Source organism: Streptomyces sp. ADI96-02 (assembly GCF_003846185.1).
Lineage (GTDB): Bacteria > Actinomycetota > Actinomycetes > Streptomycetales > Streptomycetaceae > Streptomyces.
The window spans coordinates 1,352,445-1,378,171 of record NZ_ML123034.1; the positions used below are offsets into that span (position 1 = coordinate 1,352,445).

General features: G+C 70.8%; 18 protein-coding genes and 1 tRNA gene. 10 read left to right on the forward strand and 9 right to left on the reverse strand.

Annotated features, from left to right (window positions below; genetic code table 11):
• Positions 1-147 precede the first annotated feature (147 nt).
• Positions 148-2,859, reverse strand: a complete 2,712-nt coding sequence (polA, locus tag EES43_RS05925) for a DNA polymerase I (RefSeq protein ID WP_124267724.1) — start codon at positions 2,857-2,859, stop codon at positions 148-150.
• Positions 2,860-3,011: 152 nt separating this feature from the next.
• Here polA and EES43_RS05930 point away from each other — a divergent pair, with 152 nt between their 5' ends.
• From EES43_RS05930 to EES43_RS05960, 7 genes are all read left to right on the forward strand, one after another.
• Positions 3,012-5,285, forward strand: a complete 2,274-nt coding sequence (locus EES43_RS05930) for an FdhF/YdeP family oxidoreductase (protein WP_124267725.1) — start codon at positions 3,012-3,014, stop codon at positions 5,283-5,285.
• Positions 5,286-5,420: 135 nt separating this feature from the next.
• Positions 5,421-5,891, forward strand: a complete 471-nt coding sequence (locus EES43_RS05935) for a PaaI family thioesterase (protein ID WP_124267726.1) — start codon at positions 5,421-5,423, stop codon at positions 5,889-5,891.
• 614 nt (positions 5,892-6,505) lie between these two features.
• Complete coding sequence (locus tag EES43_RS05940; RefSeq protein WP_124271806.1) at positions 6,506-7,714, forward strand: branched-chain amino acid ABC transporter substrate-binding protein; 1,209 nt, start codon at positions 6,506-6,508, stop codon at positions 7,712-7,714.
• 109 nt (positions 7,715-7,823) lie between these two features.
• Positions 7,824-8,753 carry a branched-chain amino acid ABC transporter permease gene (locus EES43_RS05945; RefSeq protein WP_124267727.1) on the forward strand — a complete coding sequence of 310 codons (930 nt, stop codon included), beginning with the start codon at positions 7,824-7,826 and terminating at the stop codon, positions 8,751-8,753.
• Positions 8,754-8,758: 5 nt separating this feature from the next.
• Positions 8,759-10,540: a branched-chain amino acid ABC transporter permease gene (locus EES43_RS05950; protein WP_124267728.1), complete on the forward strand. Its 1,782-nt coding sequence runs from the start codon at positions 8,759-8,761 to the stop codon at positions 10,538-10,540.
• A 5-nt stretch (positions 10,541-10,545) separates the two neighbouring features.
• The gene (locus EES43_RS05955; protein ID WP_124271807.1) at positions 10,546-11,466 is read left to right on the forward strand and encodes an ABC transporter ATP-binding protein; all 921 of its coding nucleotides are present in this window, start codon (positions 10,546-10,548) and stop codon (positions 11,464-11,466) included.
• Positions 11,463-12,179 carry an ABC transporter ATP-binding protein gene (locus EES43_RS05960; RefSeq protein ID WP_124267729.1) on the forward strand — a complete coding sequence of 239 codons (717 nt, stop codon included), beginning with the start codon at positions 11,463-11,465 and terminating at the stop codon, positions 12,177-12,179. Before EES43_RS05955 ends, EES43_RS05960 begins: the two co-directional genes overlap by 4 nt.
• Before the next feature lie 119 nt (positions 12,180-12,298).
• On the opposite strand, the gene EES43_RS05965 is transcribed toward EES43_RS05960, so the two are convergent.
• Positions 12,299-12,955, reverse strand: coding sequence for an ANTAR domain-containing response regulator (locus tag EES43_RS05965; protein WP_124267730.1), 657 nt, complete (start codon positions 12,953-12,955; stop codon positions 12,299-12,301).
• A 99-nt stretch (positions 12,956-13,054) separates the two neighbouring features.
• Here EES43_RS05965 and EES43_RS05970 point away from each other — a divergent pair.
• Both EES43_RS05970 and EES43_RS05975 read left to right on the forward strand, forming a co-directional pair.
• Positions 13,055-13,129 (forward strand) — tRNA-Leu (locus EES43_RS05970).
• 108 nt (positions 13,130-13,237) lie between these two features.
• Positions 13,238-14,008, forward strand: a complete 771-nt coding sequence (locus EES43_RS05975) for a helix-turn-helix domain containing protein (RefSeq protein WP_124267731.1) — start codon at positions 13,238-13,240, stop codon at positions 14,006-14,008.
• A gap of 6 nt (positions 14,009-14,014) precedes the next feature.
• On the opposite strand, the gene pyk is transcribed toward EES43_RS05975, so the two are convergent.
• Positions 14,015-15,448, reverse strand: coding sequence for a pyruvate kinase (gene pyk, locus EES43_RS05980; RefSeq protein WP_124267732.1), 1,434 nt, complete (start codon positions 15,446-15,448; stop codon positions 14,015-14,017).
• Between the two features lie 121 nt (positions 15,449-15,569).
• Positions 15,570-16,292, reverse strand: coding sequence for an SIMPL domain-containing protein (locus EES43_RS05985; protein WP_124267733.1), 723 nt, complete (start codon positions 16,290-16,292; stop codon positions 15,570-15,572).
• Positions 16,293-16,418: 126 nt separating this feature from the next.
• On the opposite strand from EES43_RS05985, the gene EES43_RS05990 reads away from it, so the two are divergent.
• Positions 16,419-18,239 carry a bifunctional metallophosphatase/5'-nucleotidase gene (locus EES43_RS05990; RefSeq protein ID WP_124271808.1) on the forward strand — a complete coding sequence of 607 codons (1,821 nt, stop codon included), beginning with the start codon at positions 16,419-16,421 and terminating at the stop codon, positions 18,237-18,239.
• 122 nt (positions 18,240-18,361) lie between these two features.
• Here EES43_RS05990 and EES43_RS05995 read toward each other — a convergent pair whose 3' ends face one another.
• The 5 genes from EES43_RS05995 to EES43_RS06015 form a co-directional block, all read right to left on the reverse strand.
• Positions 18,362-19,789 (reverse strand): lysine N(6)-hydroxylase/L-ornithine N(5)-oxygenase family protein, encoded by a 1,428-nt coding sequence (locus EES43_RS05995; RefSeq protein ID WP_124267734.1) that lies wholly within the window; start codon positions 19,787-19,789, stop codon positions 18,362-18,364.
• Positions 19,786-21,285: a pyridoxal phosphate-dependent decarboxylase family protein gene (locus tag EES43_RS06000; RefSeq protein WP_124267735.1), complete on the reverse strand. Its 1,500-nt coding sequence runs from the start codon at positions 21,283-21,285 to the stop codon at positions 19,786-19,788. The genes EES43_RS05995 and EES43_RS06000 overlap by 4 nt, the downstream gene beginning before the upstream one ends.
• Before the next feature lie 414 nt (positions 21,286-21,699).
• Positions 21,700-24,303 (reverse strand): aminopeptidase N, encoded by a 2,604-nt coding sequence (gene pepN, locus EES43_RS06005; RefSeq protein ID WP_124267736.1) that lies wholly within the window; start codon positions 24,301-24,303, stop codon positions 21,700-21,702.
• Between the two features lie 139 nt (positions 24,304-24,442).
• Complete coding sequence (locus EES43_RS06010) at positions 24,443-24,796, reverse strand: chorismate mutase (RefSeq protein ID WP_124267737.1); 354 nt, start codon at positions 24,794-24,796, stop codon at positions 24,443-24,445.
• Between the two features lie 25 nt (positions 24,797-24,821).
• A complete protein-coding gene (locus EES43_RS06015) occupies positions 24,822-25,700 on the reverse strand; it encodes a helix-turn-helix domain-containing protein (RefSeq protein ID WP_124267738.1) in 879 nt (292 codons plus the stop codon).
• Positions 25,701-25,727: the final 27 nt, after the last annotated feature.

Here is a 25,727-nt window from a genome sequence, read left to right on the forward strand (position 1 = left end):
GACGACCGGGAGCCGGAGGCGGGCGGCGGGCCCGGGAGCCGGAGGCGGGCGGCGGGCGGCGGGCCCGGGAGCGTGTCACGGCTCCGGGGCCCGCCGCCGCCCGCGTACGGCAGGCGGCGCGTGGTCAGCGCGTCCAGCGGGGCGCGGTCAGTGCGCGGCCGACTCCCAGTCCCCCCCGACGCCGACCGACACGTCCAGCGGGGCGCGCAACTCCACGGCGTTCGCCATCTCGTGGCGCAGGATCCCCTCCACCTGCTTCCGCTCGCCCGCGGCGATCTCCAGGACGATTTCGTCGTGGACCTGGAGCAGCATCCGCGAGGTCAGCTTCGCCTCGGTCAGCGCCCGGTCCACCCGCAGCATCGCCACCTTCACGATGTCCGCGGCCGTGCCCTGGATCGGGGCGTTGAGCGCCATCCGCTCGGCGGCCTCGCGGCGCTGGCGGTTGTCGCTGTTCAGGTCGGGGAGGTAGCGGCGGCGGCCGAGGATCGTCTCCGTGTACCCGGTGGCCCTGGCCTCCTCGACGACCCGGTGCAGATAGTCCCGCACCCCGCCGAACCGCTCGAAGTAGGTGTCCATCAGCACCCGCGCCTCGGCGGGGTCGATGTTCAGCTGCTGGGAGAGGCCGAACGCGGACAGGCCGTAGGCCAGCCCGTAGGACATGGCCTTGATCTTGCGGCGCATCTCGGCGTCGACCGCCGTCTTGTCGACGCCGAAGACCTGCGAGGCGACCGTGGTGTGCAGGTCCTCGCCGGAGGTGAACGCCTCGATCAGCCCGGCGTCCTCGGAGAGGTGCGCCATCACCCGCAGCTCGATCTGGCTGTAGTCCGCCGTCATCAGCGTCTCGAAGCCCTCGCCGACGACGAAGCCCCGGCGGATCGCCCGGCCCTCGTCCGTACGCACCGGGATGTTCTGGAGGTTGGGGTCGGTCGAGGAGAGCCGGCCGGTCGCCGCCACCGTCTGGTTGAACGTGGTGTGGATCCGGCCGTCGGCGGCGATCGTCTTGATCAGCCCCTCGACCGTGACCCGCAGCTTCGCCTGCTCCCGGTGGCGCAGCATCAGGACCGGCAGTTCGTGCTCCGTCTGCGCGGCGAGCCAGGCCAGCGCGTCCGCGTCCGTCGTGTACCCGGTCTTGGTCTTCTTCGTCTTCGGCAGGGCCAGCTCGCCGAAGAGGATCTCCTGGAGCTGCTTGGGCGAACCGAGGTTGAACTCGCGGCCCACCGCGGCGTGCGCCTCCTTCACCGCCTGCTGCACGGTCCCCGCGAACTGCTGCTCCATGCTCTCCAGATGCGCCCGGTCGGCGGCGATGCCGTGCCGCTCCAGGCGGGCCAGCAGGATCGAGGTGGGCAGCTCCATGTCGTGCAGCAGCTCCGCCGCGCCGACCTCCCGCAGCCGCGTCGTGAACGCCTCGCCGAGGTCGAGCACCGCCCGCGCCTGCGCCATCAGGGCGTCCGCCTCGGCCCGGTCGTCGGCGCCGAAGGCCAGCTGCCCGTCCGAGGCGGCGGCCGGGGCCAGCTCCCGTCCCAGGTACTCCACGGCCAGCGCGTCCAGGGCGAAGGAGCGGCGGCCGGGCTTGACGAGATAGGCGGCGAGCGCGGTGTCCATCGTGACGCCGTCGATGTGCCAGCCCTGCTCGGGGAAGACCCGCATGGCGTTCTTCGCGTTGTGCATGACCTTGGGCCGCTCCGGGTCCGCGATCCAGGCGGCGAACGCCTGCTCGTCGGCCTCGTCCAGCTCGGCCGGGTCCAGCCAGGCGGCGGCCCCGTCGGCGGCGGCCAGCGCGACCTCGGTGACCGCGCCCGCGCCCAGCGACCAGGTGTCGACCGTCATCACGCCGAGCGGCTGCCCGCCGTGCTCCGCCAGCCACCCGGCGACCTCGCCGGAGCCGAGCACCGCCCCGTCCAGCTCGATCCCGGCCGCCGGCACCGGGGCCTCGGCCTCCGCCGCCCCCGGGTCGACGGCGAGAAGGCGCTCGCGCAGGCTCGGATTGCGGATCTCCAGGACGTCGAGAACGCCCGTGACCGCGGTGCGGTCGTACGGGGCCCGCTCCAGGTCGGCCGGGGACTTCGGCAGCTCCACGTCCCGGACCATCTCCGTCAGGACCCGGTTCATCTTCACGGCGTCCAGGTGGTCCCGGAAGTTCTGCCCGGCCTTGCCCTTGACCTCGTCGGCCCGCTCCACCAGCTCCTGGAAGGAACCGAACTGGTTGATCCACTTCGAGGCCGTCTTCTCACCGACGCCCGGGATGCCCGGCAGGTTGTCCGACGGGTCGCCGCGCAGCGCCGCGAAGTCCGGATACTGCTGAGGGGTCAGCCCGTACTTCTCGACGACCTTCTCCGGGGTGAACCGGGTCAGCTCGGAGACGCCCTTCGTCGGGTACAGCACGGTCACGTTCTCGGTGATCAGCTGGAAGGAGTCCCGGTCGCCGGTGACGATCAGCACCTCGAAGCCCGCCGCCTCGGCCTGCGTGGCCAGCGTCGCGATGACGTCGTCGGCCTCGAACCCGTCCACCGCGAACCGGTCCGCGCGCATCGCGTCCAGCAGCTCGCCGATCAGCTCGACCTGCCCCTTGAACTCGTCGGGGGTCTTGGAGCGGTTCGCCTTGTACTCCGGGAACTCCTGGGCGCGCCACGTCTTGCGGGACACGTCGAACGCCACCGCGAAATGGGTGGGCGCCTCGTCACGCAGGGTGTTCGCCAGCATCGACATGAAGCCGTACACGGCGTTCGTCGGCTGGCCCGCCCCGGTCGTGAAATTCTCCGCGGGCAGCGCGAAGAACGCCCGGTACGCCAGGGAGTGCCCGTCCATGAGGAGCAGGCGCGGTCGGTTGTCTGCCGTGTTCTTCGATGCCGTCTCAGCCACGCCCCCGATCCTGCCACGGTCCACTGACAATCCGGACCGGCCGAGCCGCGCACGGCCCCTCGGCCCCGCTCCGCGCCCGCCCGGCCCGGCGCGATGTCGGCGGCCCGTGACAGGATCGACGCAGAGGACGAGCGCTCGAAGGGGAGCAGATCATGGCCACCAAGCCTCCGACCGGTGACCCGGTCCAGGACGCCCCGCAGGTCGACGCGGCCCCGCACGCCGCCGCCGGACTGCCCGCCGTCGCCCATTCCCTGCGCATCGCCCAGCAGCAGATGGGCGTGCGCCGCACCGCGCGGACGCTGCTCCGGGTCAACCAGAAGGAGGGCTTCGACTGCCCCGGCTGCGCCTGGCCCGAGGGGGACAAGCGGCATGTCGCCGAGTTCTGCGAGAACGGGGCGAAGGCCGTCGCCGAGGAGGCGACCCTGCGCCGCGTCACCCCGGACTTCTTCGCCGCCCACCCCGTGGCCGACCTCGCCGAGCGCAGCGGGTACTGGCTCGGCCAGCAGGGCCGCATCACCCAGCCGATGTACCTGCCCGAGGGCGCCGACCGGTACGAGGCCGTCACCTGGGAGCGGGCCTTCGCCGTCATCGCCGAGGAGCTGACCGCGCTCCGCTCCCCCGACGAGGCTCTCTTCTACACCTCCGGGCGGACGAGCAACGAGGCCGCGTTCCTGCTCCAGCTCTTCGCCCGCGAGTTCGGCACGAACAACCTGCCGGACTGCTCCAACATGTGCCACGAGTCCTCCGGCTCCGCACTCAACGAGACCATCGGCATCGGCAAGGGCAGCGTGTCCCTGGAGGATCTGCACCAGGCCGACCTGATCATCGTCGCCGGGCAGAACCCCGGCACCAACCACCCCCGGATGCTCTCCGCCCTGGAGAAGGCGAAGAACGCCGGAGCGAGGATCATCTCGGTGAATCCGCTGCCGGAGGCGGGCCTGGAGCGGTTCAAGAACCCGCAGACGCCCCACGGCATGATCAAGGGCACCGCCCTCAACGACCTCTTCCTCCAGATCCGCATCGGCGGCGACCAGGCGCTCTTCCGCCTCCTCAACAAGCTGATCCTGGCGGCCGAAGGCGCCGTCGACACCGACTTCGTCACCGAACACACCCACGGCTTCGAGGGGTTCGCCAAGGCCGCCGAGGCCGCCGACTGGGACGAGACCCTGACCGCCACCGGCCTCACCCGTGCCGAGATCGAGCAGGCCCTCGACCTGGTCCTCGCCTCGAAGCGCACCATCGTCTGCTGGGCCATGGGCCTCACCCAGCACAAGCACTCCGTGCCGACGATCCGCGAGGTGGTCAACTTCCTTCTCCTGCGCGGCAACATCGGCCGCCCCGGCGCCGGCGTCTGCCCCGTGCGCGGACACTCCAACGTGCAGGGCGACCGCACCATGGGCATCTTCGAACGGCCCGCAGCCGCATTCCTCGACGCCCTCGACAAGGAGTTCGGCATCACCTCGCCGCGCCACCACGGCTACGACGTGGTCCGCTCCATCCAGGCCCTGCGCGACGGCGAGGCCAAGGTCTTCTTCGCGATGGGCGGCAACTTCGTCGCGGCCACCCCCGACACCGCCGTCGCCGAGGCCGCCATGCGCCGGGCCCGGCTCACCGTCCACGTCTCGACCAAGCTCAACCGCTCCCACGCCGTCACCGGAGCCCGCGCGCTGATCCTGCCCACCCTCGGCCGCACCGACAAGGACGTCCAGGCGAGCGGCAAGCAGTTCGTCACCGTCGAGGACTCCATGAGCATGGTCCACGCCTCCCGGGGCAACCTCGCCCCCGCGAGCCCCCACCTGCTCTCCGAACCGGCCATCGTCGCCCGCCTCGCCCGCGCCGTCCTCGGCCCCGCCTCCCGCACCGACTGGGAGGGCTTCGAACGGGACTACGCCACCATCCGCGACAGCATCTCCCGCGTGGTGCCCGGCTTCGAGGACTTCAACGCCCGCGTCGCCCGCCCCGGCGGCTTCACCCTCCCCCACGGCCCCCGCGACGCCCGCCGCTTCCCGACCGCCACCGGCCGGGCCAACTTCACCGCCGCCCCCGTGGAGTACCCCGAACTCCCCGAAGGCAGGCTGCTGTTGCAGACCCTGCGCTCCCACGACCAGTACAACACCACCATCTACGGGCTCGACGACCGCTACCGCGGCATCAAGAACGGCCGCCGCGTCGTCCTGGTCAATCCCGACGACGCCGCCGCCCTCCGGCTCCCCGACGGCTCGTACACCGACCTCGTCGGCGAGTGGAAGGACGGCGTCGAGCGCCGGGCCGAGGGCTTCCGCGTCGTCCACTACCCGACCGCCCGCGGCTGCGCCGCCGCGTACTACCCCGAGACCAACGTCCTCGTCCCGCTCGACGCCACCGCGGACACCAGCAACACCCCCGCCAGCAAGTCCGTCGTCGTCCGCTTCGAGAACACCCGCTGACGCGAGCCCGGCACGGCGCCGGCGGCCCCGCCACCCCGCGGGGCCGCCGGCGTGATCCCTCTAAGCGTTCGCTCAGCCGTCTGGTAAGACAGTGCAGACACCAACGAACCAGCGCAGACGATCGGAGCCGGACCCATGGGCGAGCACACCGCACCCACGTTCCCGAAGGAAGTCATCGACGAGTACGCGGCACTCGGCGTCGACCTCCCCGCCCTCTTCTCCGCCGGCCACCTCGGCGAACGCATGGGCGTGCGCATCGTCGAGGCCTCGGCCGACCGCGTGGTCGGCACCATGCCCGTCGAGGGCAACACCCAGCCCTACGGACTCCTGCACGGCGGCGCCTCCGCCGTCCTCGCCGAAACCCTCGGCTCCGTCGGCTCCATGCTCCACGGCGGCGCCGGCAAGGTCGCCGTCGGCGTCGACCTCAACTGCACCCACCACCGGGGCGCCCGCAGCGGCCTGGTGACCGGCGTCGCCACCCCCGTACACCGCGGCCGTTCCACCGCGACGTACGAGATCGTCATCACCGACGAGCAGGACAAGCGGGTGTGCACCGCCCGCCTCACCTGCCTGCTGCGCGATGCCCCCCGCCCCGAAGCCGGCTGATCACCCCGCAGCACCCGCACCGCCGCCCCGCCCGGCCGGAATCGCACGCCGCAATCCGGCCGGGCAGTGTCATATCTCCTTCCGTGAAAGGGCAGTTGACCAACACCCTCGGTCAACACCCTTGACGGCCAAAGCCGTTCCGTGAGCCACTCAGCAGCCATATGCGCCTCGACGGCCCCGAGGGATCTTTCACCGATGTAACACTGCGTAACAAGCAGGACATGTGAGATCCAGCCGTCCACTCCGGCACGGGACACCGGAGCGCTCCGGCACGCCCTCCCCCACCGCATCGCACGTCAGTACCAAGATCACCTCAAGCCCCTTAGCAGAGCTGCGTGTTCTCAGCATGTGGTCATTTCGCACTCCAGCCGAAAGCCACACATCTCCTCACAGGAACCTCAAGCCTTGCTCAAGGGCATAACAAGAGAGTCACATCCGTCGCCGACCCATCCCGGACGCCCCCGGCTGCGCTTAGAGTCACCGCCAGTCACCGCGCCGCCGGGCGTGTCTGCTGCACGGCCCCTGTACCACCCCAGTACGGCCCGGCGATCGACACGGCACCTCAAGCAGAGGAGGCCGCGCCAGGGAAAGGACTTTTCGTGCGACACCGTTCTTTGCTCATACTCACCGCAGTGCTCACCACAGGAGCACTGACGCTCACCGCCTGCGGGTCGCGCGACGACAGCAACAAGGGCAGCGGCAGCGGCGACACCCAGACGGTCGTCATCGGCCTCGACGCCCCCCTGACCGGCGACCTGTCCGCCCTCGGCCTCGGCATCAAGAACTCCGCCGACCTCGCCGTGAACACGGCGAACAAGGACAAGACCGTCCCCGGCGTCACCTTCAAGCTCCAGGCCCTCGACGACCAGGCCCAGCCCTCCGTCGGCCAGCAGAACGCCACCAAGCTCATCGGCACCAAGGAAGTCCTCGGTGTCGTCGGCCCGCTGAACTCCGGCGTCGCCCAGTCGATGCAGAAGCCCCTCAACGACGCCAAGCTCACCCAGGTCTCCCCGGCCAACACCGGCACCGAGCTGACCCAGGGCAACAACTGGAAGACCGGCGACAAGAAGCGCCCCTACGCCTCCTACTTCCGCACCGCCACCACCGACCAGATCCAGGGCGCCTTCGCGGCCAACTACCTCTTCAAGAACGCGAAGATCAAGGACGTCTACCTCATCGACGACCAGAAGCCCTACGGCGCCGGACTCGCCGCCTCCTTCAAGACGACGTTCACCGAGCTCGGCGGCAAGATCGTCGGCGCCGACCACATCAACCCCGACGACCGCGACTTCAACTCCGTCGTCACCAAGGTCAAGGGCTCCGGCGCCAAGGCCGTCTACTACGGCGGCGAGTACCCCGCCGGCGCGCCCCTGAGCCAGCAGCTCAAGGACAGCGTCAAGATCCCGGTCATGGGCGGCGACGGCATGTACAGCGCCGACTTCATCTCCCTCAACAAGAAGGCCGAGGGCGACATCGCCACCTCCGTCGGCAAGCCCGTCGAGGAGCTGGAGTCCGCCAAGAAGTTCCTCGCGGACTACAAGACCGCCGGATACAAGGACGCCTACGAGGCCTACGGCGGCGGCACCTACGACGCCACCTGGTCGATCATCGAGGCCGTCAAGATCGTCGTCGCCGAGAACGACGGCAAGCTCCCCGACGACGCCCGCGCCAAGGTCCTCGCCGCCATGGCGAAGGTCAAGTTCGAAGGCGTCACCGGCCCCGTCTCCTTCGACGAGTTCGGCGACACCACCAACACCATGATGACCGCCTACCAGGTCACCGGTGGCAAGTGGGCCTCCAAGCTCAGCGAGGCCGTCAAGTAACACCGACCGGCCCACTGCCGGTCGTCACACAAAGCAACCAGACCGCGCGGGAGCGCTACGAGCCCTCCCGCGCGGTGCCATATCCGAACCACTCCACGGAGGCCCTGCGGTGAACGAACTGCCGCAACAGCTGGCCAATGGACTCATCCTCGGCGCGATGTACGGTCTCATCGCGATCGGTTACACGATGGTCTACGGAATCATCCAGCTCATCAACTTCGCACACGGCGAGATCTTCATGATCGGGGGCTTCGGAGCCCTCACGGTCTACCTCGGGCTTCCGTCCGGATTCTCCCTCATAGCTGCGATACCCCTCATGATCGTCGGCGGAGTCATCGCCGCCGTCGCCATCAGCATGGCCGCCGAACGCTTCGCCTACCGGCCCCTGCGCGAAGCACCACGCCTGGCTCCCCTCATCACCGCCATCGGACTCTCCCTCGCCCTCCAGCAAGCGGTCTGGATGTGGTACCCGGACGCGACGAAGGACCGTTCCTTCCCGCAGTTCGAAGGCGAAGCCTTCGAAGTCCTCGGCGCCAACATCCAGCGCGGCGACCTCTTCGTCCTCATCGTCGCCCCGCTCTGCATGATCGCCCTCGGCCTCTTCGTCTCCAAGACCCGCGCCGGCCGCGGCATGCAGGCCACCTCGCAGGACCCCGACACCGCCAAGCTCATGGGCATCAACACCGACCGCATCATCGTCATGGCCTTCGCCATCGGCGCCGCGTTCGCCGCCGTCGCAGCCGTCGCCTACGGGCTCAAGAACGGCCAGATCGGCTTCCGCATGGGCTTCCTCATGGGCCTCAAGGCCTTCACCGCAGCCGTCCTCGGCGGCATCGGCAACATCTACGGCGCCATGCTCGGCGGCGTCGTCCTCGGAGTCGCCGAAGCCCTCGCCGCCGGATACATGAACGAGGTCCCCGGCATGGAACTCTTCGGCGGCGGCGCCTGGAAGGAAGTCTGGGCCTTCGTCCTCCTCATCCTCGTGCTCCTCATCAGGCCCCAGGGCCTGCTCGGCGAGCGCGTCGCGGACAGGGCGTGATGTCCATGACCACCACCACCGCACCGGCCCTCCTGCCGCTGCCCCCCGCCACGGCCCGCGCCCTCACCGCCCTCGGCGCCGCCATCGCCCTCGCCGGCACCTTCCTCGCCTGGACCTGGACCAGCGAATTCCCCGGCGACCTCACCGTCACCGGCTACCCCGGCGGACTCCAGGTCCTCACCCTCATCGGCGCCGTCATCACCCTGCTCTTCGTCCTCTCCGGATACGGAGTCAAGGGCCTGCGCTGGCTCACCCCCGGCGGCGTCAACAGCCCCGTCCGACTCAGCGCCCTCGGCGTCCTCGGCACCACCGGCTTCTCCATCGGCGCCATCGCCGTCGAACTCGGCGGAATCGTCAACCTGGAACCCGGAGCCTGGGTCAGCCTCGTCGGCGCGCTCATCGCCACCGTCGCCTCCCTCGGCCTCCCCGCCGACCAGGAACTCGACGAAACGATCAAGCCCACCGGGCTCGACCGCTTCCTCAACAGCCTCCGCGCCCCCGCACCGGGACGCGCCAAGGCCCTGCCCTCCTGGGCCGAGATCCTGATCATCGCCGGAGCCTTCGGCGTCGCGCTGTACGTCTTCACCTACGGCATCGACACCGAGTACGCCGAACTCTTCCTCGGCTTCATCATCAGCGTGGCCTTCGGCTTCACCGCCCTCACCCGCGCCGGCCTGATCAGCCGCATCACCACCCTCACCACCAAGCACCGCAACGTCACCCTCGCCGCGGCACTCGTCGCCGCCTTCTGCTTCCCCTTCACCCAGCAGAACGAGGAATACGCCCTCATCGGCGCCAACATCCTCATCTTCGCGACCGTCGCGCTCGGCCTGAACGTCGTCGTCGGACTCGCCGGACTCCTCGACCTCGGCTACGTCGCCTTCCTCGGCGTCGGCGCCTACGCCGCGGCCCTCGTCTCCGGCTCCCCGCTCTCCCCCGTCGGCGTCCAGTTCCCCTTCTGGGCCGCCGTCCTCACCGGAGCCGCCGCCTCACTGATCTTCGGCGTCCTCATCGGCGCACCGACCCTGCGGCTGCGCGGCGACTACCTCGCCATCGTCACCCTCGGATTCGGTGAGATCTTCCGCCTCACCGTGAACAACCTCAACGGCAACAGCGGACCCGACATCACCAACGGATCCCAGGGCATCCCCAGCATCCCCGACCTCAACCTCTTCGGCTTCGACTTCGGCGTCAGCCACGACATCGCCGGATTCACCCTCGGCAGGTCGGCCAACTACTACCTGCTGATGCTCGTCTTCACCGCCGTCGTCGTCCTGGTCTTCCGCCGCTCCGGAGAATCCCGCATCGGCCGCGCCTGGGTCGCCATCCGCGAGGACGAGACCGCGGCCACCGCCATGGGCATCAACGCCTTCCGGCTCAAGCTCCTCGCCTTCGCCCTCGGCGCCACCCTCGCCGGACTCGCCGGTACCGTCCAGGCCCACGTCTCCTACACCGTGACGCCCGAGCAGTACCAGTTCGCCGGCTCCGTCCCCCCGAACTCCGCGTTCCTCCTCGCCGCCGTCATCCTCGGCGGCATGGGAACCCTCAGCGGACCCCTCGTCGGCGCCGCGCTGCTCTACCTCATCCCGGCCAAGCTGCAGTTCATGCAGGACTACCAGCTGTTCCTCTTCGGCATCGCGCTCATCCTCCTGATGCGCTTCCGCCCCGAAGGACTCGTCGCCGACCGCAGGAAGCAGCTCGAATTCCACGAGACCGGGCAGCTCGACGTACCACCGGACGCACCACTCACCGCGACAGCCGCCGGCACCACGAAGGCGGGGGCGTGACCACCATGACCACGACAGCCACCACCACGACGGCCACCACCGTGCTCGACGCCAGCGGCGTCACCATGCGCTTCGGCGGCCTCACCGCCGTACGCAACGTCGACCTCACCGTCAACACCGGCGAGATCGTCGGCCTCATCGGCCCCAACGGAGCCGGCAAGACCACCTTCTTCAACTGCCTCACCGGCCTCTACGTCCCCACCGAGGGCACCGTCAGCTACAAGGGCGACGTCCTCCCGCCCAAGCCCCACCTGGTCACCCAGGCGGGCATCGCCCGCACCTTCCAGAACATCCGGCTCTTCGCCAACATGACCGTCCTGGAGAACGTCCTCGTCGGACGCCACACCCGGACCAAGGAAGGCCTCTGGTCCGCCCTCCTGCGCCTCCCCGGCTTCCACAAGGCGGAGAACGCCAGCCGCGAACGCGCCATGGAACTCCTGGAGTTCATCGGACTCCAGGACAAGGCCGACCACCTCGCGCGCAACCTCCCCTACGGAGACCAGCGCAAACTGGAGATCGCCCGCGCACTCGCCAGCGACCCCGGACTCCTCCTCCTGGACGAGCCCACCGCGGGCATGAACCCCCAGGAGACCCGCGTCACCGAAGAGCTCATCTTCGCGATCCGGGACCAGGGCATCGCCATCCTCGTCATCGAGCACGACATGCGGTTCATCTTCAACCTCTGCGACCGCGTCGCCGTACTCGTCCAGGGCGAGAAACTCGTCGAAGGCACCTCCGACGTCGTCCAGGGCGACGAACGCGTCGTCGCCGCCTACCTCGGCACCCCCTTCGAAGGCGCCCCCGGCGCCGACGAGGTCGCCGAGGTCGAAGCCGCCGAAGCGGCGACCGCCACCCCGGCGCCCGCCGCACCCCCGGCCGCCACCACACCCGACACCCCCACCACCGACGAGGAGGACACCCGATGACCGCCCTGCTCGAAGTCGAGGAACTCCGCGTCGCCTACGGCAAGATCGAGGCCGTGAAGGGCATCTCCTTCACGGTCGAGGCCGGCCAGGTCGTCACCCTCATCGGCACCAACGGCGCCGGGAAGACCACCACCCTGCGCACCCTCTCCGGACTGCTCAAGCCACTCGGCGGGCGCGTCCTCTTCGAGGGCAAGCCGCTGGCCAACATCCCCGCCCACAAGATCGTCTCCCTGGGCATCGCCCACTCCCCCGAGGGACGCCACATCTTCCCCCGGCTGACGATCACCGAGAACCTCCTCCTCGGCGCCTACCTCCGCAACGACAAGGCAGGCATCGAGAGGGACGTCCAGCGCGCCTACGACCTCTTCCCCATCCTCGGGGAGCGCAGGAAGCAGGCCGCCGGCACCCTCTCGGGCGGCGAGCAGCAGATGCTCGCCATGGGACGGGCGCTGATGTCCCAGCCCAAGCTGCTCATGCTCGACGAGCCCTCCATGGGCCTCTCCCCGATCATGATGCAGAAGATCATGGAGACCATCGTCGAGCTCAAGGCGGCGGGCACCACGATCCTGCTCGTCGAGCAGAACGCCCAGGCCGCCCTGTCCCTCGCGGACCAGGGCCACGTCATGGAGGTCGGCAAGATCGTCCTCTCCGGCACCGGCCCGGACCTGCTCCACGACGAGTCGGTCCGCAAGGCCTACCTCGGCGAGGACTGACCCGCGCCGACCGGCCACGAAGGAGGCCCGCACCCCGGACATCCGGGGTGCGGGCCTCCTCTCGGTACGCGCGCTCTCCGTACGCGCCCGGCGGGCGGCGGGCGGCTGCCGGGCGGCGGCTACTGGGCCGGCTTCTTCTTCTCCTCGGCGTCCGCGATCAGCGCCTCCGCCAACTGCTGCATGGACATCCGGCGGTCCATCGACGTCTTCTGGATCCACCGGAACGCGGCCGGCTCGGACAGCCCGTAGTCAGTCTGCAGAATGCTCTTCGCGCGGTCGACCAGCTTCCGGGTCTCCAGCCGCTGCGAGAGATCGGCGATCTCGCTCTCCAGCGCCTTCAGCTCCGCGAACCGCGACACCGCCATCTCGATGGCCGGCACCACGTCGCTCTTGCTGAACGGCTTCACCAGGTACGCCATGGCCCCGGCGTCCCGGGCCCGCTCGACGAGGTCGCGCTGCGAGAACGCGGTCAGCATCAGGACCGGGGCGATGGACTCCTCGGCGATCTTCTCCGCGGCCGAGATGCCGTCGAGGACCGGCATCTTCACATCGAGGATGACCAGGTCCGGCCGGTGCTCCCGGGCCAGTTCCACGGCCTGCTGCCCGTCGCCCGCCTCACCGACGACGGAGTAGCCCTCCTCCTCCAGCATCTCCTTGAGGTCGAGACGGATCAGGGCCTCGTCCTCGGCGATGACGACGCGGGTCGTCAGCGGCGGGACGTGCGACTTGTCGTCGTCGACGGCGTCTTCGGGCTGGGGCGACTCGGGGGTGGTCACGGGGCTCCTTGTTCCGGGGCAGGCACTGCTGCCCCTGAGCCTACCCAGCTACGGTATGGTGGTCGTGCAGCGGGTTGAAGTGGACCTTCGATCCTGGGAGCCCCGGTAGCCCAATTGGCAGCAGGCAATGGATTCAAAACCCATACAGTGTCGGTTCGAGTCCGACTCGGGGCACTCTTCCTTCGATTCCAAGGTCACGGAAAAATCGAAGGACTTCACGTGATGGTGTGATCGGTCTGCATTTCCCCTCCCGGGCGCTGAAATGCGGCAAGGCTCCCGCGTATGTACGACATCGAAACGCGCGAAAAGGCCCTTGCCCTGCTGGCCCAGGGCTTCAGTCAGAACGCGGTGAGCAAGCGGACGGGAATCTCGCGCGCCGCCCTTCGTTCCTGGTGCATACGGCTGGAACCGCTCAACCACTCCGCACCGTGCCCCCGGTGCGGTGATACGCCCACGACTCCCCAGGACCCCGCCGCGTACGCCTACTTGCTCGGCCTCTACCTCGGCGACGGCTGGATCAGTGCCGCTCGGCGCGGGGTGTACTTCCTCCGGATCGCCTGCGCCGACGCCTGGCCCGGCCTCATCGACGCCTGCGCCGAGGCGATACTGGCCGTTCGACCGGGCAACAAGGTCTTCCGGGTCCAGCGGCCGGGCTGCCAGAACGTCACGAGCTGGAGCAGGCACTGGCCCTGCCTCTTCCCCCAGCACGGCCCCGGCAGGAAGCACGAACGCGAGATAGCCCTGGAACCGTGGCAGCGGCGGATCGTCGACTCCCATCCCTGGGACTTCGTCCGGGGCCTCATCCACTCCGACGGCTGCCGCGTCACCAACTGGACCACGCGCCTGGTGGCCGGCGAACGCAAGCGTTACGAATATCCCCGCTACTGGTTCACCAACGTCTCCGACGACATCCGGCGGCTGTACACCGACACGCTCGACAGCCTCGGCGTGGAATGGAAGAACTGTGCACGCGCCGGAAAGCCGTACAACGTATCCGTAGCCCGACGGGCATCCGTCGCCCTCATGGACGCGCACGTCGGGCCGAAGTACTGAGCGGCCCTACTTCGGGCTGTCGTCCTCGCCGATGTGGTGCACGCGCACCAGGTTGGTCGAGCCGGCGACGCCGGGCGGGGAGCCGGCCGTGATGACGACCACGTCGCCCTTCGCACAGCGGCCGATGCGCAGGAGCTCTTCGTCGACCTGGGCGACCATCGCGTCCGTGGAGTCCACGTGCGGGCCGAGGAAGGTCTCGACGCCCCAGGTGAGGTTGAGCTGGGCGCGGGTGGCCGCGTCGGGGGTGAAGGCCAGGAGCGGGATGGGTGAGCGGTAGCGGGAGAGGCGCTTGACCGTGTCGCCGCTCTGGGTGAAGGCGACGAGGAACTTGGCGCCGAGGAAGTCGCCCATCTCGGCCGCGGCGCGGGCGACGGCGCCGCCCTGGGTGCGGGGTTTGCTGCGTTCGGTGATGGGCGGGAGGCCCTTGGCGAGGAGGTCTTCCTCGGCCGCTTCGACGATCCGGGACATGGTGCGGACGGTTTCGACGGGGTAGGCGCCGACGCTGGTCTCGCCGGAGAGCATGACGGCGTCGGTGCCGTCGATGATGGCGTTGGCGACGTCGGACGCCTCGGCGCGGGTGGGGCGGGAGTTGTCGATCATCGAGTCGAGCATCTGGGTGGCGACGATGACGGGTTTGGCGTTGCGCTTGGCGAGTTTGACGGCGCGCTTCTGGACGAGGGGGACCTGTTCCAGGGGCATTTCGACGCCGAGGTCGCCGCGGGCGATCATGATGCCGTCGAAGGCGGCGACGATGTCGTCGATGTGTTCGACGGCCTGGGGTTTTTCGATCTTGGCGATGACGGGGAGGCGGTGGCCCTCCTCGTCCATGATCCGGTGGACGTCGTCGATGTCGCGTCCGGTGCGGACGAAGGAGAGGGCGATGAGGTCCGCGCCGGTGCGCAGGGCCCAGCGGAGGTCGTCGACGTCCTTCTCGGAGAGGGCGGGGACGGAGACGGCGACTCCGGGGAGGTTGAGTCCCTTGTGGTCCGAGACGAGGCCGCCCTCGATGACGGTGGTGCGGACGCGGGGGCCGTCGGTCTCGGCGACTTCGAGGGTGACGCGGCCGTCGTCGACGAGGATGTGTTCGCCGGGGCTGACGTCGGCGGCGAGGCCGTCGTAGGTGGTGGAGCAGGTGTGGCGGTCGCCTTCGAGGGGTTCGGCGGTGATGGTGAAGGCGTCTCCGCGTTCAAGGAGTACGGGGCCGTCGCGGAAGCGTCCGAGGCGGATCTTCGGGCCTTGAAGGTCGGCGAGGATGCCGACGCTGCGGCCGGTCTCCTCGGACGCCTTGCGGACGTGGTGGTAGCGCTCTTCGTGTTCGGCGTGGGTGCCGTGGCTGAGGTTGAAGCGGGCGATGTTCATTCCCGCTTCGACCAGGGCCTTGATCTGGTCGTATGTGTCGGTTGCCGGTCCCAGGGTACAAACGATTTTCGCTCGGCGCATGCTTCGAGCCTAAACCTTACCTACGGGTAGATATTCGGCTCCGCAGGACGCCTCAACCGCCTTTGCGTGAAGGGTTGTTGACAAGTGTTGAATATGGGCGGCGGGGTGCTCGGATGAGCGTTCAGCGCAGGGTGGGCGGCTCCAGCGTGAAGGACGCCTCGACCTGTGCGTCGATGTTCTGGCGTACGGGTTCGAGGTCGACGGGGGCCGCCTCGGTGGCGGCTTCGGCGCCGGCCGCGTAGGGCGTCGCGTGGGCGGCGAACGCGGAGCGGGTGTGCCGGGGCGCGGCGCCGACGCCGGTGTCGCCGAGTTCGAGCAGGGCGCCGAGGCGGGTGTCGAGGGCTTCGGCGTATTCGCGGGCGCGCTGGAGGGCTGCGCGGACGGCCTGGCGGCGGGCGTCGGCGTGGACGGGCGAGGTGGGGCGCAGGGACCACCAGGGGCCGTCGACGCGGGTGAGGTCCTGGTCGGCGAGGCGGGCGACGAGTTCGCCGAGTGCGGTGAAGTCGTTGAGGGAGACGGTGAGTTGGATGCGGCCGTGGTAGGCGCGGACGCGTTCGCCGCGGCCGTGCCGGGTGAGTTCGGGGCTGATGGCGAGGGTGCCGGTCTCCAGTTTCTCGATGGCGTCGCCGTAGCTCCTGATGAGGTCGAGGGCGGCGGTGTTGCGGCGGGTGAGGTCGTCGAGGGCGGTGCGTCGGTCGGTGCCGCGTGCGCTGACGGTGACGGCGATGTGGGCGATCTCGGGGTCGACTTCGAGGTGGGCTTCGCCGCGGACGGTGACGTGGGGGGTGGTGGGGGTGCCGTAGGGGTGGTGGTGGGTGGAGGTGGGCGTGGGGGTTTCGGTCATGTGTTCACTGTGGCATGCGCGGGGCGCGGTGTGCGGTCATCAGATCGAAACCTGCGCGGGGTGTTGCGTGTTGGGGGTTCCGGGCCAGAATCTACGCGCGTTGCCCGACTGAACGAGGAGTGCAGGATGCCGTTGAACCGTAGGACGTTTCTGGGCCGGTCGGCTGCGGCCGGTGCGGGTGTGGCGATGGCGGGCGGGGCGCTCGCGGAGCCGGCCGGCGCGGCGGAGGCGAGGGGGCGCGGTCACGGCGGGGGCCGGCCGGCGAGGCGGTACTCGTTCACGGTGATGGGCACGACCGATCTGCACGGGAACGTCTTCAACTGGGACTACTTCACGGACCGGGAGTTCGACGACGCGGCCCGCAACGATGTGGGGCTGGCGAAGATCTCGACGCTGGTGGAGCAGGTGCGCCGGGAGAAGGGCCGCCGGAACACGCTGCTGATCGACGCGGGCGACACGATCCAGGGCACGCAGTTGTCGTACTACTACGCGAAGGTCGATCCGATCACGGCGCGGCGCGGTCCGGTGCATCCGATGGCGCAGGCGATGAACGCGATCGGCTATGACGCGGCGGCGCTGGGGAATCACGAGTTCAACTACGGGATTCCGGTGCTGCGGAAGTTCGAGGAGCAGTGCGACTTCCCGTTGCTGGGTGCGAACGCGCTGGACGCGAAGACGTTGCGGCCGGCGTTCGCGCCGTATGTGATGAAGCGGTTGCGTACGCCGTGCGGGCGTGATGTGCGGGTGGCGGTGCTGGGGCTGACGAATCCCGGGATCGCTATCTGGGACAAGGCGAACGTGGGCGGGCGGATGGTGTTCCCGGGGCTGGAGGAGCAGGCGGCGAAGTGGGTGCCGAGGCTGCGGTCGATGGGCGCGGATGTGGTGGTCGTGTCGGCGCATTCGGGTTCGTCGGGGACGTCGTCGTACGGGGACCGGTTGCCGTACGTGGAGAACGCGGCGGGGCTGGTGGCCGAGCAGGTGCCGGGGATCGACGCGATTCTGGTGGGGCACGCGCATGTGGAGATCGCCGAGCACTTCGTGACGAACAGGGCGACGGGGAAGCGGGTGGTTCTCTCGGAGCCGGCGAAGTGGGGGCAGCGGCTGACGTTGTTCGACTTCGATCTGGTCTGGGAGAAGGGCCGTTGGGCGGTCGAGAGGGCCGGTTCGCGGGTGCTGAACTCGAACACGGTGGCCGAGGACCGGAAGGTGACGTCGCTGTTGCGGGACGAGCACCGGAAGGTGGTGGCCTATGTGAACCAGGTCATCGGTACGTCGGTGGCGGCGATGTCGACGGCGGACGCGCCGTGGAAGGACGAGCCGATCATCGATCTGATCAACCACGTGCAGGCGGAGACGGTGCGGGCGGCGCTGGTGGGTGGGGAGTACGCGGCGTTGCCGGTGCTGTCGCAGGCGTCGTGCTTCTCGCGCGCGGCGGGGATTCCGGCGGGTGACGTGACGATCCGGGACGCGGCGGGGCTGTATCCGTTCGAGAACACGCTGGAGGCGCGGCTGCTCACGGGTGGGCAGTTGAAGGAGTACCTGGAGTATTCGGCGCGGTACTACGTGCGTACGCCCGCGGGTGGTCCGGTGGACACGGCGAAGTTGACGAACGCGGACGGGATTCCGGACTACAACTACGACGCGGTGTCGGGGGTGGCGTATGAGATCGATGTCGCGCGGCCGGTGGGTTCGCGGATCGTGGGGCTGTCCTTCGAGGGGAGGGCGGTCGATCCGGCGGCGCGGTTCGTGTTGGCGGTGAACAACTACCGGGCGAGCGGCGGGGGCGATTTCCCGCATGTGCCGGGTGCGAAGCAGGTGTGGGCGGATTCGGACGAGATCCGGAACACGATCGTCTCGTGGGTGCGGGCGAGGGGTTCGGTGGATCCGGCGGCGTTCGCGTCGGTGGGGTGGCGGCTGACGCGGGACGGTGTGCCGGTGTTCCCGTAGGTCCTGCCGGCCCGTCCTCGGGTGTGTCGGTCCGGTGTGGGCGGCCCGGGTCTCCGTCGGCCCGGGTCTCCGTCGGTGCGGAGTCCCGGGCCGTTCGGCGTTTCCGGGGCCGGTGGGGCGGGTCAGACGGACTGGCTGAGCGGGATGAGGGCGGGGGTCTGTGCGGGGATTCTCGGCGGCTGGGGGCCGAGGCCGAAGGTGGTGAAGGCGGTGCGGTGCGGGAGCGGGTAGGGGTTGGCTCCGGTGAGGTTGTTGAGGATGGTGGCGCTGCGCCAGGCGGCGAGTCCGAGGTCGGGGGCGCCGACTCCGTGGGTGTGGCGTTCGGCGTTCTGTACGTAGACGTGTCCGGTGACGGCGCGGTCGAGGACGAGGCGGTACTGGTCGTCGATGCGGGGGCGCTGGGAGGCGTCGCGGCGGAGGTACGGGGTGAGGCCGCCGAGGAGGGCGTCGAGGGGGCGTTCGCGGTAGCCGGTGGCGAGGATGACGGCGTCGGTGGTGAGGCGGGAGCGGGTGCCCTGCTGGGTGTGTTCGAGGTGGAGTTCGACGCGGGTGTTGGAGAGGCGGCCCGCGGTGCGGACGCAGACGCCGGGGGTGAGGGTGGCGTCGGGCCAGCCGCCGTGGAGGGTGCGGCGGTAGAGCTCGTCGTGGATGGCGGCGATGGTGTCGGCGTCGATGCCCTTGTGGAGCTGCCACTGGCGGGGGACGAGTTCGTCGCGGGCGGATTCGGGGAGGGCGTGGAAGTAGCGGCTGTAGTCGGGGGTGAAGTGTTCGAGGCCGAGCTTGGAGTACTCCATGGGGGCGAACGCCTCGGTGCGCGCGAGCCAGTGGATCCTCTCGGCGCCTTCGGGGCGGGCGCGCAGGAGGTCGAGGAAGACTTCGGCGCCGGACTGTCCTGAGCCGATGACGGTGATGTGTTCGGCCGCGAGGAGGCGTTCGCGGTGGCGGAGGTAGTCGGCGGAGTGGAGTACGGGGACGGTGGGGGCTTCGGCGAGGGGTTTGAGGGGTTCGGGCACGAAGGGTTCGGTGCCGATGCCGAGGGCGATGTGGCGAGCGTAGGCGCGGCCGAGGGCTTCGGCTTCGCCGTCCCGGTCGAGTTGGGTGAAGTCGATTTCGAACAGGGCGCGGTCGGTGTTCCAGCGGACGGCGTCGACCTGGTGGCTGAAGTGGAGGCCGGGGAGTTGTTCGCTGACCCAGCGGCAGTAGGCGTCGTACTCGGCTCGCTGGATGTGGAAGCGCTCGGCGAAGTAGAAGGGGAAGAGCCGGTCGCGGGTGCGCAGGTAGTTGAGGAAGCTCCAGGGGCTGGCGGGGTCGGCGAGGGTCACCAGGTCGGCGAGGAAGGGGACTTGGAGGCTGGCGCCGTCGAGGAGGAGTCCGGGGTGCCAGTGGAAGGCGGGGCGTTGTTCGTAGAAGGTCGCGGCGAGGGGGCGGGGGTCGCCGGGGGCGGCGGGGATGTCGTGGGCGAGGGCTGCGAGGGAGAGGTTGAAGGGGCCGATGCCGATGCCGACGAGGTCGTGTGGCTGGTCGGGTTCGTGGGCGGGCCGGTCGGTCATCGCGGGGTGTCGCCTTCCGTGCGGGGGGTGGTGGTGCGGCGCGCGGGGTGCGCCGGCGGGAGGTCGGTGGGGGTGTGGGGGGACGTTTCGCCGCCGGTGGGGTCCGGGGCCGGGCGGGTGTGGAGTTCGGCGGTGGCGGCGGTGACGAGGCCGATGAGGGCCTGGAGGTCGGCGGTGGTGGTGTGGGGGTTGAGGAGGGTGGCCTTGAGCCAGAGGCGGTCGGCGGCGCGGGCGCGGCCGAGGACGGCGTGGCCGCGGTTGAGGAGGGTGCGGCGGACGGTGGCGACGGTGTCGTCGTCGGCGTCGGTGGGGCGGAAGAGGACGGTGCTGATGGTGGGGCGGTCGTAGAGGTCGAGGGTGGCGGTCTTGGTGACGAGGTCGGCGAGGTGGTGGGCGGTGGCGAGCGTCCGGTCGAGGAGGTCGGCGAGGCCGGTGCGGCCGAGGGCCTGGAGGGTGACGGCGATCTTGAGTGCGTCGGGTCGGCGGGTGGTGCGCAGGGAGCGGCCGAGGAGGTCGGGGAGTCCGGCTTCGGTGTCGTCGTCGGCGTTGAGGTAGGGGGCGTGGTGGTGGAGGGGGGTGAGGTGGTGGCGTTCGGGGACGGCGAGGATGCCGGCGCAGGCGGGTTGCCAGCCGAGTTTGTGCAGGTCGAGGGTGACGCTGTGGGCGCGGTCGAGGCCGTGGAGGCGGGGCCGGTGGGTGGGGCTGAAGAGGAGGGGCCCGCCGTAGGCGGCGTCGATGTGGAGTTCGGCGCCGTGGGCGGCGCAGAGGTCGGCGACGGCGTCGAGAGGGTCGATCTCGCCGGTGTCGGTGGTGCCCGCGGTGGCGACGACGAGGAGGGGCCGGTCGAGTCGGGTGAGGGTCGCGTCGAGGGCGGCGGGGTCGAGGGTGCCGGTGGGGGCGGGGATGACGACGGGTCGGGGCAGGCCGAGGAGCCAGGCGGCGCGGGCGATGCTGTGGTGGGCGTTGGCCGCGCAGACGGTCTGGACGGGTCCGTGGCGTTCGCGGGCGAGGAGCAGGGCGAGTTGGTTGGCCTCGGTGCCGCCGCTGGTGACGAGGGCGTCGGGTGAGGCGGCCCGGGGGTAGACCTCGGCGGCGAGGGCGGCGGTGAGGTCGGCTTCGAGGGCGGAGGCGGCGGGGGCCTGGTCCCAGGAGTCCATGGAGGGGTTGAGGGCGCTGGCGGCGAGGTCGGCGGCTGCGGCCAGGGCGAGCGGCGGGGTGTGGAGGTGGGCGGCGCAGTGCGGGTGGGCGGGGTCGGCGGCGCCTTCGGCGAGGGCGGTGACGAGGCTGCGCAGGGCGTGGTGGGCGCCGGTGCCGTGGTCGGGGATGAGGGGGTGGGCGGCGCTGCGGGTGCGCGGGGTGACGGTGTCGGGTCCGCCGGCCGGGAGGGGGCCGTCGCGGCGGGCGGCGCCGTCCTGGAGGGCGGTGAGGACGGTGTCGATGAGGGGGCGCAGCGCGGCGGGCCCTGCGGTGCCTCCGGCGAGGGGCGGGGTGGGCATGGGTGCGGTGGTCCTTCGGGGAGCGCGGGGGTGGACATGCCAGCTTGTCCCGGGTTTCGGGTGGCGCGGCCGAAGAGCCCAACGATCTGAACTCGAAAGGGGTACTGGCGGCCGGAGTGTCCCGCTTGGCGGGCCCGCGGATGGTATGGGTGTGCGGGCGCGGTACGGGTGTGCGGGCGGGCGGGCGGCGCGCAAGGGTGAGGCGTGGTGGGTTCCCGGGCGGTACGGGAGGCGGCGGGCCGGCGGCCGTACGGAGGCGGGGCCGTGGGGGCTGTGAGGCCGTGAGGGGCTGTGAGGCCGTGGGGGCTGTGAGGCCGTAGGGGGAAGGGCGCCGCGCGGGGCGCGCGAGCGGCCCCCGGCGGTGGGTGCCGGGGGCCGTGGTGGATCGGGTCAGGGTCGGTGCGTCGGGTCAGGTCAGGGAGAGACTGGACGGGTAGGTGGCTGGGGTCGGCGCCCGGCCGTCGCCGTCCGTACGCTCAGGGCGCGGCGCAGGTCGTCGAGCTGGTCGACGAGCTTGCGGCGCAGGGCGGGGATGAGGGCCGGGTCGTCGAGGGCGCGGGTGCCGGTGGCGAGGCTCTGCGCGTCCACCGCGTAGGCGGGGAAGGCGTGGCGTCCGGCGGCTTCGGCGATGGCCGGGCCGCGGCGGGCGGCGAGTGCGGTCGCCTCGGGGTAGAAGCGGGCCACGTACGCGCTGAGGAGGTCGTCCTGGCCAGGCTGCCAGAAGCCCTGGGCGGTGGCGGTGAAGAGGTAGTTGGAGAGGGTGTCGTCGGTGAACAGGGCTGCCCAGGCGGCGGCCTTGGCCTCGGGTGTGGGCAGGGCGGCGCGGCAGCGGGCGGCGCCTTCGCGGCCGGTGGCGCTGGGGTCCTGTTCGCGTTCGGCGGCGATGGCCGCTTCGTCGGTGGCGCCGAGGACGGCGAGGCGGGTGAGGATGCGCCAGCGCAGTTCCGGGTCGAGCTCGGGGCCGCCGTGGACGGTGCCCTCGGTGAGCCAGCTCTGGAGGGTGTCGGGCTGGGTGGCCGCGTCGATGAAGTGGCGTACGGCGATGAGGCGCAGGCCGGGGTGGGAGCCGTCCTCGGTGCGGCGGATGAGGTCGCGGCAGAGGGCGGTGAGGGTGGCGAGGGCGGCCGGGCGGTCCTCGGGGGCGAGGTAGCGGGCGGTGATCTGGCCGGCGGCGAAGCCGAGGACGCCCTGGACGAGGGCGAGGTCGCTCTCGTGCGGGAGGTGGGTGCGGGCGGCGGCCAGGTAGGCGGTGGGGTCGAGGTCGCCGTCGCGGACCATGTCGCGGGCGGCGTTCCAGACGACGGCGCGGGTGAGGGGCGCGGGGATGGCGGAGAGGCCGGCGAGGGCGGTGTTCCAGGAGGCGGCGTCGAGCCGGATCTTGGCGTAGCTGAGGTCGCCGTCGTTGAGGACGACGAGGGCGGGGCGGCGGCCGGGGCGGACGACGGGTTCGCCGGTGTGCGGGACGTCGAGTTCGAAGCGGTCGCGCGGGACGAGCGGTGCGGGGCCGGTCCCGGTGGTCAGGTCGTGGTCGTAGGCGGCGACGGTGATGCGGTGGGGGCGGCTGCCGTCGTGGCCGACGGCGAGCGTCCAGGAGCGGTCGGCGTCGCCGCGTGCGGAGGTCTCGGCGACTTCGGCGGTGAGGGTGTCGATGCCGGTGGTGCGCAGCCACCGCTCGGCCCAGGTGTGGACGTCGCGGTCGGTGGCGGAGGCGAGGTTGTCGATGAAGTCGGCGAGGGTGGCGTTGGCGAACCGGTGCCGGGCGATGTGGGTGTTGATCCCGGCGAGGAAGTCCTTCTCGCCGAGCCAGGCGACGAGTTGGCGCAGTGCGGAGGCGCCCTTGGCGTAGCTGATGCCGTCGAAGTTGAGGAGGGCGGAGGCGGTGTCGGGGACGGCCTCGGGGTCGGGGGCGACGGGGTGGGTGGAGGGGCGCTGGTCGGCGTCGTAGCCCCAGCCCTTGCGGGCGACGCCGAAGGCGGCCCAGGTGTCGGGGAACGGGGGCTCCCCTGCTCGGACGGAGGTGAGAGCTCGGGGAAGGGTGACTTCGGTGAGGATCTGGTAGCCCATGTACTCGGCGAAGGACTCGTTGAGCCAGATGTCGTCCCACCAGGAGAGGGTGACGAGGTCGCCGAACCACATGTGGGCCATCTCGTGGGCGATGGTCACGGCCCGGGTCTGGCGTTCGGTGTCGGTGACGGCGGAGCGGAAGACGTATTCGTCGCGGAAGGTGACGAGTCCGGGGTTCTCCATGGCGCCGGCGTTGAACTCGGGGACGAACGCCTGGTCGTAGGAGTCGAAGGGGTAGGGCTCGTCGAACTTCTCGTGATAGCGGTCGTAGCAGGCGCGGGTGACGTCGAGGATCTCGTCGGCGTCGGCGTCCAGGTACGGGGCGAGGGAGCGCCGGCAGTGGATGCCGAAGGGCAGTCCGGCGTGTTCGGTGGTGACGGAGTGCCAGGGGCCGGCGGCGACGGCGACGAGGTAGGTGGAGATGAGCGGGGTGGGGGCGATGCTCCAGCGGCCCTGGCCGGTGTGTTCGGCGATGCCGTTGCCGAGGACGGTCCAGCCTTCGGGGGCGGTGACGTCGAGGGCGAAGACGGACTTGAGGTCGGGCTGGTCGAAGGCGGCGAAGACGCGCTGGACGTCTTCCAGGAAGAGCTGGGTGTAGAGGTAGGTCTCGCCGTCGCTGGGGTCGGTGAAGCGGTGCATGCCCTCGCCGGTGCGCAAGTAGCGCATGGCGGCGTCGACGTGCAGTTCGTGGCTGCCGGCGGTGAGGCCGGTGAGGGGGTAGCGGTTGCCGTCGAGGAGGGCGGGGTCCAGGGGCTGTCCGTCGAGCGCGATCGAGCGGAGGGCGGCGGGCTTGAGCTCGACGAAGGTGTCCCCGGCCGTGCGGACGGTGAACCGGATGGCGGTGCGGGAGTCGAACGTCTCCTCACCGGTGGTGAGGTCGAGGGCGATCGTGTACCGCTCGACGTCGAGGATGTGGGCTCGGGTCTGCGCTTCGTCGCGCGTCAGTACGGACATGGGCCCATGCTGCCGTACGGGTGAAGCGGGCGCAGTGGAGTTCTCGCTGGGCGGACGCCGCGGGCGGCGCGCCGCGGGGGCGCGCCGTCGAGGGCGGGTGCGCCGGGGCGGAGCCGGTGCTGTTGGGGCGGGGCCGGTCCTACCGGGGGTCGTCCGGCCGGGCTGTCCCGGGTCCCGGTCCGTTCCCGGTCTCCTCCGCGATGCGCTCGTGGTGGCGGATGACCTCGGCGATGATGAAGTTCAGCAGTTTCTCGGCGAACGCCGGGTCGAGGTTGGCGCTCTGCGCCAGCTCCCGCAGCCGTGTGATCTGCCGGGTCTCGCGGGCGGGGTCGGCGGGCGGCAGCTGGTGGTCGGCCTTGAGGCGTCCGACCTGCTGGGTGGCCTTGAAGCGCTCGGCGAGCATGTGGACGACGGCGGCGTCGATGTTGTCGATGCTCTCGCGCAGCCGGTTCAGTTCCGCTCGTACGGAGGCGTCGATTTCGCTCGTGCTCATGGGCAGCGAGCTTAGACGCCCGTGGTCAGGGGGCGATCATCGGCGGGTCGTCCGGGTCGGGGATCCGGTCGCTCCAGCCGCCGGGTACGGCGCGGCCCTGCTGGTCGCGGAAGCGGACGGGGGCGGTGCCGACGCGGCGGGCGAAGAGGCGGGAGAAGTAGGCGGGGTCGTCGTAGCCGACGCGGCGGGCGACGGCGGAGACAGGGAGGTCGGTGCCGGCGAGGAGTTCCTTGGCGCGGCCGAGGCGGATGCCGAGCAGGTAGTCCTTGGGGCTGCACCCGGCGCCGCGCCGTACGGCGGTGCGCAGTTCGGCGGGGGTCATGCCGTGCCGGGCGGCGTGCTCGGCGACGGAGAGCGGCTGGTAGGCGTCGCGGGCCAGCGCCCGCAGGACGGGGTCTCCGTCGGGGCCGAGGTCGGCGCGGGCGCGGCGCAGGGAGACGAGGAGTTCGTGGACGGCCGCGCCGGTCTCGACCTCCAGGAGCGGGTTGCCGCGGCGGGCGGCGCGCACGATGCGGCCGATCGCGGCGCGGGGGCCGGCGGTGTCGGAGAGCGGGACGAGCGGGCGGTCCGGCTCGATGTAGCCGAGTTCGGTGTACGTGGCGACGGCGGGCCCGGTGAAGTCGACGAAGCTCTCGTCCCAGCCGGTGCCGGGGTCGGCGCCGTAGTGGTGCGGGGTGCCGGGGACCAGCCAGATGAGGGTGGGGCCGGTGACGGGGGTGCGGCGTCCGTCGGGTCCGCCGAACCAGCCGGTTCCGGAGTGGACGACGACGGCGACGTGGTGGTCGAGGGTGCGGGGCCCGACGGTGGGCAGGGCGCCGTGCTGGAGGCCGACGCCGAGGCAGGCCAGGCCCAGGCGGTGGTGGAGCGGGCTGGGGGTGAAGAAGCGCATCCAGGTGTGGTACATCGCAGTTCTTCCTTCCTCCCCCGTGGC

Coding starts and splice junctions, on each gene's coding strand:
- pepN (WP_124267736.1), bottom strand. CDS start 24,303: ATGTCCGTACTGACGCGCGACGAAGCGCAGACCCGAGCCCACATCCTC.
- EES43_RS05975 (WP_124267731.1), top strand. CDS start 13,238: ATGTACGACATCGAAACGCGCGAAAAGGCCCTTGCCCTGCTGGCCCAG.
- EES43_RS06000 (WP_124267735.1), bottom strand. CDS start 21,285: ATGCCCACCCCGCCCCTCGCCGGAGGCACCGCAGGGCCCGCCGCGCTG.
- EES43_RS05985 (WP_124267733.1), bottom strand. CDS start 16,292: ATGACCGAAACCCCCACGCCCACCTCCACCCACCACCACCCCTACGGC.
- EES43_RS06010 (WP_124267737.1), bottom strand. CDS start 24,796: ATGAGCACGAGCGAAATCGACGCCTCCGTACGAGCGGAACTGAACCGG.
- EES43_RS05950 (WP_124267728.1), top strand. CDS start 8,759: ATGACCACCACCACCGCACCGGCCCTCCTGCCGCTGCCCCCCGCCACG.
- EES43_RS05995 (WP_124267734.1), bottom strand. CDS start 19,789: ATGACCGACCGGCCCGCCCACGAACCCGACCAGCCACACGACCTCGTC.
- EES43_RS05960 (WP_124267729.1), top strand. CDS start 11,463: ATGACCGCCCTGCTCGAAGTCGAGGAACTCCGCGTCGCCTACGGCAAG.
- EES43_RS05955 (WP_124271807.1), top strand. CDS start 10,546: ATGACCACGACAGCCACCACCACGACGGCCACCACCGTGCTCGACGCC.
- EES43_RS06015 (WP_124267738.1), bottom strand. CDS start 25,700: ATGTACCACACCTGGATGCGCTTCTTCACCCCCAGCCCGCTCCACCAC.
- pyk (WP_124267732.1), bottom strand. CDS start 15,448: ATGCGCCGAGCGAAAATCGTTTGTACCCTGGGACCGGCAACCGACACA.
- EES43_RS05990 (WP_124271808.1), top strand. CDS start 16,419: ATGCCGTTGAACCGTAGGACGTTTCTGGGCCGGTCGGCTGCGGCCGGT.
- EES43_RS05930 (WP_124267725.1), top strand. CDS start 3,012: ATGGCCACCAAGCCTCCGACCGGTGACCCGGTCCAGGACGCCCCGCAG.
- EES43_RS05935 (WP_124267726.1), top strand. CDS start 5,421: ATGGGCGAGCACACCGCACCCACGTTCCCGAAGGAAGTCATCGACGAG.